Origin of the sequence: Pseudoalteromonas aliena SW19 (genome assembly GCF_014905615.1) — a bacterium.
Classification (GTDB): domain Bacteria; phylum Pseudomonadota; class Gammaproteobacteria; order Enterobacterales; family Alteromonadaceae; genus Pseudoalteromonas; species Pseudoalteromonas aliena.
The window spans coordinates 214,941-227,534 of the sequence record NZ_AQGU01000025.1 but is presented as its reverse complement, the minus strand read 5'-3'; the positions used below and the strand labels follow the sequence as shown (position 1 = coordinate 227,534).

General features: G+C 39.6%; 10 protein-coding genes. 6 read left to right on the top strand and 4 right to left on the bottom strand.

Annotation, left to right across the window (positions count from 1 at the left end):
- Positions 1-677: 677 nt before the first annotated feature.
- Positions 678-1,112, bottom strand: coding sequence for an ATP-binding protein (locus PALI_RS06540; RefSeq protein WP_077537844.1), 435 nt, complete (start codon positions 1,110-1,112; stop codon positions 678-680).
- Positions 1,113-1,408: 296 nt separating this feature from the next.
- Here PALI_RS06540 and asnS point away from each other — a divergent pair, with 296 nt between their 5' ends.
- Positions 1,409-2,806, top strand: a complete 1,398-nt coding sequence (gene asnS, locus PALI_RS06535; RefSeq protein ID WP_077537843.1) for an asparagine--tRNA ligase — start codon at positions 1,409-1,411, stop codon at positions 2,804-2,806.
- Positions 2,807-2,896: 90 nt separating this feature from the next.
- Here the strand turns inward: asnS and PALI_RS06530 are convergent, their stop codons facing one another.
- The 3 genes from PALI_RS06530 to PALI_RS06520 form a co-directional block, all read right to left on the bottom strand.
- Positions 2,897-3,976 (bottom strand): acyltransferase family protein, encoded by a 1,080-nt coding sequence (locus PALI_RS06530; RefSeq protein ID WP_193155318.1) that lies wholly within the window; start codon positions 3,974-3,976, stop codon positions 2,897-2,899.
- Between the two features lie 141 nt (positions 3,977-4,117).
- Complete coding sequence (locus PALI_RS06525) at positions 4,118-5,044, bottom strand: electron transfer flavoprotein subunit alpha/FixB family protein (RefSeq protein WP_193155317.1); 927 nt, start codon at positions 5,042-5,044, stop codon at positions 4,118-4,120.
- A complete protein-coding gene (locus PALI_RS06520) occupies positions 5,045-5,794 on the bottom strand; it encodes an electron transfer flavoprotein subunit beta/FixA family protein (protein ID WP_193155316.1) in 750 nt (249 codons plus the stop codon).
- A gap of 221 nt (positions 5,795-6,015) precedes the next feature.
- Here PALI_RS06520 and PALI_RS06515 point away from each other — a divergent pair, with 221 nt between their 5' ends.
- The 5 genes from PALI_RS06515 (at position 6,016) to PALI_RS06495 (ending at position 12,351) form a co-directional block, all read left to right on the top strand.
- Positions 6,016-7,662, top strand: coding sequence for an electron transfer flavoprotein-ubiquinone oxidoreductase (locus PALI_RS06515; protein ID WP_193155315.1), 1,647 nt, complete (start codon positions 6,016-6,018; stop codon positions 7,660-7,662).
- 132 nt (positions 7,663-7,794) lie between these two features.
- Entirely contained in the window at positions 7,795-8,259 is a 465-nt protein-coding gene (locus PALI_RS06510) for an acyl-CoA thioesterase (RefSeq protein WP_077537838.1), read from the top strand.
- A gap of 799 nt (positions 8,260-9,058) precedes the next feature.
- Entirely contained in the window at positions 9,059-9,628 is a 570-nt protein-coding gene (locus tag PALI_RS06505) for an outer membrane beta-barrel protein (protein ID WP_193155314.1), read from the top strand.
- Between the two features lie 204 nt (positions 9,629-9,832).
- On the top strand, positions 9,833-10,537 hold the full coding sequence (gene tsaA, locus PALI_RS06500) for a tRNA (N6-threonylcarbamoyladenosine(37)-N6)-methyltransferase TrmO (protein ID WP_193155313.1): 705 nt from the start codon (positions 9,833-9,835) through the stop codon (positions 10,535-10,537).
- A gap of 89 nt (positions 10,538-10,626) precedes the next feature.
- Positions 10,627-12,351, top strand: coding sequence for a proline--tRNA ligase (locus tag PALI_RS06495; RefSeq protein WP_193155312.1), 1,725 nt, complete (start codon positions 10,627-10,629; stop codon positions 12,349-12,351).
- Positions 12,352-12,594: the final 243 nt, after the last annotated feature.

Here is a 12,594-nt window from a genome sequence, read left to right as displayed (position 1 = left end):
ACTGAATCCTTTTTAAGGGATTTACCAAAAACCATGATGATATTTAAATTTATTTTTATGTAGCCAGAGATTTTTTTGCGAAAATAAGGCTAATTTACGTACCAATAGCGGGCGTATTACAAGTAAGCTTAACGCAGTTAGCGTCTGATTTAATCTCTAAATTGAGTCAGTATTATTGCGGATTGGTATAATAGGTCGTTTAAATGAAAGACGGTTTTTTATGAGGCGTATCGTTATTGCATATAGTCCCAGGACGTGTTGACCCTTGGTGGTTAAATCTTCAGCAGTGTGTTTGGTATGTAAGCAAAGCAGAGCCTGTGATGTGTGGTTGCTCCCCATAAATAGGCGATAACGCAGCGTAATGCCAAACATGCGCTGCCCGAAGGGTTCTGTCTAGGGGCAATTTACTCTTTGTTGCGCGGTTTTTACTTATTCTTACAGGGATGTAAGCCATTAGAGTAACGCAGGAGCAGTTACCGAGCCCACTCGATTACAAACCTCACGCCGCGATTAAATCGCCCCTAGATTGAACAAATTTTAATCCACAAAGGTCAACAGGCCTTAGAGTAGCAAACAATTTTGGCAGTTATTATTTATAGCCGCATCAACGATGTGATGATGAGTTCGCACTTTATATAGCAAATCGTTTATCTAATTAATTTAAGTATAATAATCCCTTACCACTCAAACATATACGCCATTTTGCTAATCGTTTTTAGTGGGATGTGATGAGAGTTGCGTTTAGCGTATAAGTGCTGCATAGATTTGTCTTTCACTTCACCGACAATCACTTCTTTTACTTGATAACCTAGAGCAATAGCGGCTTGCGAATACGCTACAAATTCCCACTTTTTAATATTGGTATTATCTACAATTACCAAAGGTGTACCCTGAGCAAGTGCGCTTATAAAACGCGCTAAATTTAGATTATGAAATTGCGGTAATTTAAATTTATCAAAATGATACTCACCCTGTTCATTAATAAAATAATCATCTGTTGAGCATATTAGGTACTGGCTTTCGTCAGCTCCCCCTAATTCGTCGGCAAGATTCTGCGCATAATAAGACTTACCGCTTCCTGGTAGCCCTCGTAATATAAAAACTTGTTTCATAGCATCGATTTTTTAAGTGTGAAAAACATAAATTTGATTTGTTCGTCAATAATGCCACAAAATCACTAAATTTAAGAGTAACAAATAACAATAGTGTTAATAAACTGCTTAAAACTGCTTAAAAATAAAGCGCATGCATAAAAAATTTTAAAGAGTTGCCCACAATAGTTTTTTTATTTAACTTTACTAGGTAAGATACAGGGTTCAAGTGCAGCACCGTTTATGGGCAATTTATGCCAATGTGCTGCGCACAGTTAAATAAAAATAGTTAGGCAACTTATATCATTGGAGTGAAGATGAGCCATTTAGCGATTTCAGAGCTATTAAAAGGCAATGTTGCGGTAGACAGCCAAGTAACAATTAAGGGCTGGATCCGTACTCGCCGCGATTCAAAAGCAGGAATTTCATTTTTAGCCGTTCATGACGGTTCGTGTTTTGATCCTATTCAAGCGGTAGTTCCTAATTCACTGAATAATTATGATGAAGTTACTAGCTTAACAGCCGGTTGTTCTGTGTCGGTTACTGGTGTTTTAGTACAATCTGCTGGCCAAGGTCAATCTTACGAAATTCAAGCTAACACTGTGACTGTGTTAGGTTGGGTAGAAAACCCAGATTCATACCCAATGTCGGCAAAGCGCCACAGCATTGAGTACTTACGTGAGCACGCTCACCTTCGCCCTCGTACAAATATGATTGGCGCGGTAACTCGTGTACGTAACTGTTTAGCGCAAGCTATTCACCGTTTTTACCACGAGCAAGGCTTTTACTGGATCAGCACGCCAATCATTACGGCCAGTGACTGTGAAGGCGCGGGTGAGATGTTCCGTGTATCAACGCTTGATATGCAAAACTTACCGCTTACAGACAAAGGCGATGTTGATTACAGCGAAGATTTCTTCGGTAAAGAAGCATTTCTTACTGTATCTGGCCAGTTAAACGGTGAAACTTACGCGTCTGCAATGTCAAAAATTTACACCTTTGGCCCAACATTCCGTGCTGAGAACTCAAATACATCTCGCCACCTTGCAGAATTTTGGATGGTCGAGCCTGAAGTTGCGTTTGCCGATTTAGAAGACATCGCAAAACTTGCTGAAAACATGCTTAAGTATGTATTTAAAGCCGTACTTGAAGAGCGCCGTGATGACATGGAATTTTTTGCACAACGCGTAGAAAAAACCGCAATTACGCGTTTAGAAGAATTTGTAGATAAAGATTTTGCACAAGTTGATTACACCGACGCTGTAGAAATCCTTAAAAACTGTGGTAAAAAGTTTGAGTACGCTGTTGAATGGGGTGTAGATTTACAGTCTGAGCATGAACGATACCTTGCAGAAGAGCACTTTAAAGCACCGGTAGTTATTAAAAACTACCCGCGCGATATTAAAGCATTTTACATGCGCCAAAACGAAGACGGAAAAACCGTTGCTGCAATGGACGTAGTAGCACCGGGCATTGGTGAGATCATTGGTGGTTCACAACGTGAAGAACGCCTAGATGTACTTGATGCACGCTTAGAAGAAATGGGCTTAAACAAAGAAGATTACAGCTGGTACCGAGATTTACGTAAATACGGTAGCGTACCACATTCAGGCTTTGGTTTAGGCTTTGAACGCTTAGTTGCTTATGTAACAGGTATGGGCAACGTACGTGACGTTATTGCCTTCCCGCGTACGAAAGGCAGTGCAACTTACTAAATCCTTATTTAGTAATGTTAAATAAAAAACCAACTTACGAGTTGGTTTTTTATTGTTCATAATAAAGTATTTAACCTGAACTCTGGTTATTTAGATTTTTATAAATATACGCCGTTTATGAAGCACCTTTGCTATCAGCCAAAAGCCCACAACGTGTAACAGCGCGTAAATCAATGATGCCAATTTTGCGGTAAATATTAACGCTAAATGTTGATATAACCAATCATCTAGAGTTAACTGCCCTATGCTTACCAACGCATAGCTCATTACCCATACTCCAGAGAGCACATAGATAAACAGCGGATTTGAGCCATAAACAATCAACGACTCAACAATAGTGAGTGGTTTTACTATGTCGCAAAGCCAGACAAAAAAAGCTAATGTAATACAGGCAATCGCTGATGTGTAAATAACATAGGTGCTTGTCCATAATGATTTATTAATTGGCATAATAATATCGCCTAGCTGTGCGATGATAATCCCTGCTGCGCCAATTAAAACGAGGCGTTTTATACTTGTCCATTTGTTTTGAGTATTAGCTAATAGGCGAGTGGTCTCAAAACCTAGTAATACACTTACGATACTTGGGATGGTGCTCAACAACCCTTCTGGATCAAAAGCAAACCCTTTGCCTTGCCATAAATGCGACTCACCCAATACGGTAATATCCACCAACCTAACGACGTTATATTCTAGCGTGTATGCTTTTTCTGCACCTACGCTTAATAGCAATAGCCAATAAAGTACTAACACAATAAGCGATAGCATTAATATCCCATTCCTATTTAGCACGAGCGCGCACACAGACGCTAAAATGTAGGCTATGCCAATACGTTGTAATACACCGAGTATTCTTAGGTTTTCGATATTGCTTATAAATGGGTAATAATTTAAGACCAAACCTATAGCAAAAATAATTACGCCGCGCTTTATAATCCGTAAAACCTGCTTTGAATTACCTAAATGGTCAGATTTATTGAATGAAAAAAACATTGCAGAGCCAATCATAAACATAAAAAATGGAAAAATGATATCCGTTGGCGTACACCCATGCCAGTCTGCGTGTAACAAGGGGGCGTAAATATGAGACCACGAACCAGGCGTGTTTACCAGTATCATTAACGCTACCGTTAACCCTCGCATAGCATCAAGTGCTTTATACCTTGCCATTATATGGCTCCTACTTATATTGTATATTCTTAAAATGACAACGTTGTCACTATGATATGAAAAAAAAGCCGTCGAATCAAAAATGAAATGACGGCTTTAAATCAGAATACGCTATTTTTATATAAATAAAACAGCTACACCTTAGAGCGCTTGTTCAAGCTCTGGTAACACATCAAATAAGTCAGCGACTAAACCGTAATCAGCGACTTGAAAAATAGGTGCATCGGGGTCTTTATTGATAGCTACGATTACTTTTGAGTCTTTCATGCCCGCTAAATGTTGAATTGCACCACTAATACCAACAGCTATATACAAGTTAGGCGCGACAATTTTACCCGTTTGCCCTACTTGCATGTCATTAGGTACAAAGCCTGCATCAACTGCAGCGCGCGATGCGCCAATAGCAGCGCCTAGCTTATCAGCAATGCCATTAAGCAACGCGAAGTTTTCGCCATTTTGCATACCACGACCACCCGATATAACCACTGTCGCGGCAGTTAGCTCTGGACGTTCTGATTCAGTTTGTTCAACACTTACAAAGCGACTTAATTGCGAATCAGACACTGTATCAATATTAGTCACAGCAACAACAGATTGCTCACCTTGTAAATCAAAGCTACTTGCGCGTACGGTAATTACTTTTTTACTATCGAGTGATTTAACCGTGGCGATTGCATTACCAGCATAAATTGGACGTTTAAATGTATCGGCGTCCACTACTGCGATAATTTCAGAAATTTGTGCAACATCTAATAGCGCAGCAACACGTGGCATAAAGTTTTTGCCTGTTGTCGTTGCACTTGCAACTATGTGGCTGTAGTTGCCACTAAGCGATAAAACTAAATCAGCCATGCTCTCAGCTAACTGATGTTTATAAACGCTATTATCGGCAACTAAAACATTAGCTACGCCATCAATGCTGGCAACTTGTGCGCTCATTGTGCTTAGGCTGTTACCTGCAATAAGTACATCAACAGGAAAACCCATTTTTACTGCAGCGTTAATAGTTTTTGAGGTTTCTGGTTTTAAGGCACCGTTGTCGTGCTCTGCAATTACGAGTGTTTTCATTTAAATCACCTTTGCCTCTGTTTTTAATTTTTCTACAAGCTGTGCAACGTCTTCAACAATAATTCCTGCGGTGCGTTTAGCTGGCTCTTCTACACGCATTAATTGAATGCGTGGTGTTAAATCAACACCTAATGAATCAGCTGCTATTACTTCAAGCGGCTTACGCTTGGCCTTCATAATATTTGGCAGTGATGCGTAACGAGGCTCGTTTAATCGTAAATCTGTTGTCACAACCGCAGGTAAACTCAGTGCTACTGTCTGCAGGCCGCCATCAACTTCACGGGTCACGTTTACTTTGCCATCGTTAATAACCATTTTTGATGCAAATGTCCCCTGCCCACGAGCAGTAAGCGCAGCGAGCATTTGACCTGTTTGATTATTATCTGAGTCAATTGACTGCTTACCTAAAATGACAAGTTCTGGTGACTCTTGCGCTACAACTTTAGCCAGAAGCTTTGCAATATGAAGTGACTCGAGCTTTTCATCGGTTTCGATGTGAATGGCTTTATCTGCGCCCAGTGCTAGTGCGGTACGCAATTGCTCTTGCGACGCTTTTGGACCAATAGTTACAGCAATGACTTCAGTCGCGGTTCCTGCTTCTTTTAAACGTATTGCTTCTTCTATAGCTATTTCGCAAAACGGATTCATTGCCATTTTTACATTGGTTAAATCAACATCACTGTTGTCATTTTTAACGCGTGCTTTTACGTTGTAATCTATCACTCTTTTTATTGGTACGAGAACTTTCATAGGAACTCCATAATTATTTAAACCTACAAGCTAACGTGCGCGTCAACCTATTTATTTTATGAAATTAGACTACTTCCTGTTGACGTAAACGTCAACCTAAAATAACCTTTAACTATTCATAGTCTGTAACGTTTAATTTGCAAGGTTAAAAATAGGCTGTACACCTTATTTAAATGGGTAGTGAACATTCAAATAAGTCCGTCATAAAGAAAGAGGTTATTATGGTCGAACGTGAAACCATGGAATTTGATGTAGTTATTGTTGGTGCAGGCCCAGCGGGGCTTGCCAGCGCAATTAAACTCGCACAATTAGCACAAGAAAAACAACAAGAGTGCATGATCTGCGTAGTCGATAAGGGTTCTGAGGTTGGTGCACATGTACTCTCTGGTGCTGTTTTTGAAACAAAAGCGCTGGATGAATTACTGCCAAATTGGCAAGCACTTGGCGCACCAGTTACTACCAAAGTAACCAACGATGAGATTTATTGGTTTAATAATGAGCAAAAAGCGACATCAATCCCCCACTTTGCTACACCAAAAACATTTCACAACGAAGGTAACTACATTGTTTCAATGGGTAACGTCTGTCGCTGGCTTGCAGAGCAAGCTGAAAACTTAGGCGTAGAGATATTTCCAGGGTTTAGCGCGCATTCTTTAATCGTTGAGGATCACGCAGTAAAAGGCATTATTACTGGCGATATGGGTGTCGACAAAGACGGTAATGAAAAAGACGGTTACATGCCAGGCATGGAGCTTCGTGCAAAATACACTATTTTTGCTGAAGGTTGCCGTGGTCATTTAGGTAAGCAATTAATCAATGAATTTGCCCTTGATGCAGATTCATCACCACAGCATTACGGTTTAGGCTTTAAAGAAATTTGGCAAATTGATGAAAGTAAGCATGAGCTTGGTAAAGTTGTTCATGGTACGGGTTGGCCACTTAGCGGCGATACTAACGGTGGTGCATTTATGTATCACAGTGACAACAATCAGGTCGTTGTTGGTTTAATTGTTGATTTAAATTACTCAAACCCACATTTAAGCCCTTTTGATGAATTTCAGCGAATGAAACATCATCCAGTATTTAAAAAAGTACTTGAAGGTGGCGCACGTATTGCTTACGGTGCACGTGCAATTGCCAAAGGTGGTTTGCATTCATTACCAAAAATGCATTTTGCAGGTGGCTTAATTGTAGGGTGTGATGCAGGTACACTTAACTTTGCAAAAATTAAAGGTAATCACACCGCTATGAAATCAGGAATGATTGCCGCTGAGGTTATTTTTGAAGCATTGCAAAATGAGTTGGCAAATACCGATTTAACTCATTATCAAACTGCGTTTGAGCAATCGTGGGTATATAAAGAGCTATATCAATCTCGTAACTTTGGCCCTGCTATGCACAAACTCGGTAAGTTTATAGGGGGGGCGTATAACACGCTTGATCAAAACATTTTTAATGGTGGTTTACCGTTTACGTTTAAAGATAATACGCCCGATCACTCGACCCTTGTTGATGCTAACGCCGCTGACAAAATAGCGTACCCAAAACCAGATGGACAATTGAGCTTTGATAAACTCTCGAGCGTGTTTTTATCAAATACTAACCACGAAGAATCACAACCGTGTCATTTAAAGCTCAAAGATGCGTCAATTCCTATCAACGTAAACTTAGTTAAGTTTGATGAGCCCGCGCAGCGTTATTGCCCAGCAGGCGTTTACGAAGTACAAGAAGTAGCGGGAAATAAAGAGTTTGTTATTAACGCCCAAAACTGTGTGCACTGTAAAACCTGTGACATTAAAGACCCTAGTCAAAATATTACATGGGTAACCCCAGAGGGTGCTGGTGGACCAAACTACCCTAATATGTAACTAAATTATGCGTTGAACCACTATATATTCGTAATTTTTACATATAAATTATAAACATATCCTAAATTGCAGGGGCTTCGGCCCCTTTTTTGCGCTATGCTGACACTAGTTTTAATAAATCGAGTATTTCTTATGCCGTCGTCAAAAGTTGTTTTTCGTTTTTTAGCAGAGCCTACCGATGTGAATTTTGGTGGTAAAGTTCATGGTGGAGCCGTCATGAAATGGATTGACCAAGCTGGTTATGCGTGTGCTGCAGGATGGAGTGGCCATTATTGTGTAACGGTTTCGGTGGCGGGTGTTAAATTTAGACGCCCTATATTAGTTGGGCAAATTGTTGAAGTAGAAGCTAAAATAGCGCATACAGGTAAAACCAGCATGCAAATTTTTATTCAGGTGCGTTGTGGTGATCCAAAGACACAAAATATGGTTGAAACAAATCATTGTGTTATTAGTTTTATTGCTATGGATGAAACAGGTTACCCAATTGAAGTTCCCTCTTTTCAGGCTGTGACTGACGAAGATATTAAATTAGAAAACTACGCTATAAAAATGAAAGAAATAGCGATTGAAACCGAAAATTTATTACACAAAGTTTAGGGCGTGTTTAACTTCGAGGTTAAATCTAGCAATATGTTTTTTTAGGCCTGTTGACCTTTTTACTTTAAAACTTGTTCTGTTTAGAAGTGACTGACTTACTCTTTATTGTCTACATGGATGTAGACTCGTATAACTCATAGAGTAACGCTGGAATAATTACCGAGCTAATTTTAGTTTTCAAAAACATGATCATTTCAATCTATTTGGTATTACTAGGTTAAAAAATCGCTCGTTACAGTTAATCCCTCTGTAAATAAAACAAATTTAGACCCTGAAAGCTTTCCCACTCCTCTAGGTCGTGTTTATCTTTGGTGGTTGAATTTGCAGCAGACTGTTTGGCATTTAGGCAAGGCAGAGCCTATGGTGTGTGGTTATTCCCCATAAATAGGCGATAACGCAGCATAAATGCCAAACATGCGCTGCCCTTTGAGCTCGATCTAGGGACGATTAACTCTTTGTTGCTCGGTTTTTACTTAGCCCACTAGGTTACAAACCTCGCGCCGCGATTAAATCGTCCCTAGATTGAACAAATTTCAATCCACAAAGGTCAACACGCCCTAGCTATGTAAAAAACTCATGTTAACTTGTAAAAGCTACAAAAGTCTTTAGATAACAATTCATTACAAAAGTTCACTTTGTTCATTATTTAAACTTCACATCGGAAAAACCAATACTAAAGTAGGTTTTTTTAAGCGTTTTTACTTGTTTTTAAAATTGGCATGTTCGCTGCATTTACTACATTGAAGTTTGATTGACTTAATTAAACATTATTTTTTAATTTGTAAAGGAGCTATTCACAATGATTAAAACACTTTCTCTTTCTGCACTTGCATTAGCAACACTGGGTTTTAACTCTACAGCACACGCTGATATTTCTGATTTTGATTCTCCACGTATTTATACTGGTATCGGTTATGGTCAATATTCTTTTGAGTTTGAAGACAGTGATAACGACACTGACTTTGACGACGATGCACAAATGCTAAAGGGCTATGTTGGTACTCAATTTAACGAGTACTTAAGCTTAGAGCTTGCTTACCAAAACTTTGATGAAGTGAGTGACATAGACAGCAAAGCTGAAATTGATGGCGTATCTCTTGCCGCACGTTTGGGTCTGCCACTATCTGAAAGCTTCACTGTATACGCAAAAGGTGGTTGGCTTGAATGGGACGCAGACTACACACAAGAGTTACCAGTAGGCAGTATATCAACTTCTACAGATGGTGGTGATGCGTTTTACGGTGCAGGTATTGAATATGCACTAACAACAAATGTTCAATTTCGTTTAGAGTATGAACGTTACAAACTTGATGATGATATTGATCCAGATATGGATGTCGCATCAGTATCAGTTCAATACATGTTTTAATTAGTTTTTAGCATGCATACAACTAGGTAAGCTCAGGCTTACCTTTTTTATTTTTAATAACCTGTTAAGCTGCAACCATAAAGTACTTGGCTTGATCCAATCATTTAAACCATCCGGTTTATAAGTAACAAACTCAATTACATTAATGCCATAAATGCTAAATACAGGTAGAATAAGGCTCTATTTTATTTGTAACCGAGTACTATGAGCGATTATACCATTTCGGCTATTGGCCACATTCAATCTCCTTATAAACAGAAGTTTGCTATACCTAGGCAGCCTCGTTTAGTGCCACAAGCCAAGGCAAAACTTATTTTTGCACCTGATTTTAATCGCGAAGAGTTTGTACGTGGTTTAGATGAATTTACTCATATTTGGTTGTTATTTCGTTTTCATGAAACGGCCGATAAAGGTTATTCTGCGATGGTGCGCCCACCCCGTTTAGGTGGCAATGAGCGAAAAGGTGTATTTGCTACCCGCGCTACATTCAGACCAAACGCGATTGGTATGAGCGCCGTAAAACTTGAAGGTATTGAGTATAAAAACGGACAACTTAGTTTATTGCTCGCTGGCATTGATTTGCTTGATGGCACACCGATTGTTGACATAAAACCATATTTGCCTTATTCAGACTCAATGCCTGATGCAAGTGCTGGTTTTGCTGACACACGTCCAGAAACACATATGACGGTTGAATTTAGCGCACAAGCAATTGAGTTTGTTAATGCGCAAACGCAATATCCAGACTTACATGACTTTATAGCCAATGTTTTAAAACAAGATCCCCGCCCTGCCTATAAAAAACAAAAAGACGGCGAGCAGAGCTATGGTATGACTTTGTACAACTATAATATTCGCTGGCAAGTCAATGGTGAGCATAACGTAGTAACAAACATAGAAAAAAACTAAATAACTCACTTAGCGCTTTAGTGTAAAAGCATCCGCTGTTAAACTTAAGCTCTATTAAAAGAACATAATTACTCTATTTCGGAAAAAACATGCGTACAAGCCAATATATACTCGCAACACTCAAAGAAACGCCATCAGATGCTGAAATCGTATCGCATCAGTTAATGCTTAGAGCCGGTATGATCCGTCGCGTCGCTTCGGGTTTATACACTTGGTTACCCTCTGGTTTACGTGTGCTACGTAAAGTAGAAAATATTGTACGTGAAGAAATGGATAAAGCTGGTGCGATTGAAATGCTAATGCCTGTTATTCAACCTGCTGATTTATGGGAAGAGTCTGGTCGTTGGAATGAATTTGGTCCTGAGCTTATGCGCTTTACCGACCGTCATAACCGTACGTTTGCACTTGGCCCAACACACGAAGAAGTAATAACTGATTTCGTACGCAAAGAAATAAACAGCTACAAACAGCTGCCAGTCACTTTATACCAAGTACAAACTAAAGTACGCGACGAACGTCGACCTCGCTTTGGTGTTATGCGTGCACGTGAATTTACAATGAAAGATGCCTACTCTTTTCACTTAAGTGAAGAGTGTTTAGATGCAACTTATCAAGCAATGCACAAAGCATACTGTAATATTTTTGAGCGTCTAAATTTAGATTACCGCCCTGTTATAGCAGATACAGGCTCTATTGGTGGTAGCGTATCGCATGAGTTTCATGTACTTGCTGAATCGGGCGAAGATGCTATTGCATTTAGTGATGGCAGCGATTACGCCGCTAATATTGAAAAAGCAGAAGCCCTGGCACCAAGCGAGCCGCGCCCTGAAGCATTAAAAGAGCTAAAAGCATTTCCAACGCCTGACGCTAAAACAATTAACGAACTTAAAAAACACTACGGTGTTAAACCACATCGCGGTGTTAAAACGTTAATCGTATATGGTGCGCCTGATGAAAACGAAGTACGTAGTTTAGTTGCCTTGATACTGCGTGGCGATCACGAATTAAACGAGCTAAAAGCTGAAAAGCACCCGTTAATCGACTCTCCGCTTGAAATGGCAACAGAGGCTGATATTGTTGCTGCCATTGGTGCAAAACCAGGCTCACTTGGCCCTGTTGGCTTATCTATGCCAATTATTGTTGATAGGTCAGCTAACGTACTTGCTGATTTTGTGGCTGGTGCTAACAAAGACGGTGAACATTACAGCGGCATTAACTGGGATCGTGATATCACAGATTACGAAGTTGCTGATATTCGTAATATTGTTGAAGGCGATATGAGCCCATGTGGCCAAGGCGTTTTACAAATTAAACGTGGTATTGAAGTAGGGCATATTTTCCAACTGGGTACTAAATACTCAGAAGCAATGAAAGCTGGCGTATTAAACGAAGACGGCAAAAATCAAACAATGACTATGGGCTGTTACGGTATTGGTGTTTCGCGTATTGTTGCTGCTGCTATTGAACAAAACAACGATCAATACGGGATCATTTGGCCACAACCAATCGCGCCATTCGACTTAGCAATTGTGCCTATGAACATGCACAAATCGCATCGTATTCCAGATATTGCAAATACCCTTTATCAAGGTTTAAAAGATGCAGGCCTTGATGTATTGTTTGATGACCGTAAAGAGCGCCCAGGCGTAATGTTTAACGATATGGAGCTAATTGGTGTGCCATTCACACTTGTAATTGGCGAGCGCAACCTTGATGAAAACAAAGTTGAGCTTAAAAACCGCCGCACAGGTGAAAAGCTAATGATTGATATTGATACTGCAATCAATGCAATTAAAGCAGCCGTTAAAGGTTAAGTAATAATTAGCTTTGAAATAATTTAAAAACCGCTTTTTAAAAGCGGTTTTTTTATACCTACATTTTATCTGTGTCATTTAGCTTTAGTATTACTGTCGTATAGTTGTCATTTTCATTCCCTAAAATATTTAACCTGAACTCAGGGTAATAAACCTATCTCGAGCAGCTATTTTCAGCGCTAACTGCGTTGAATTTACTTGCAATAGACTCGCTATTAACGCGTAAATTCGCCTTGTTTTCAC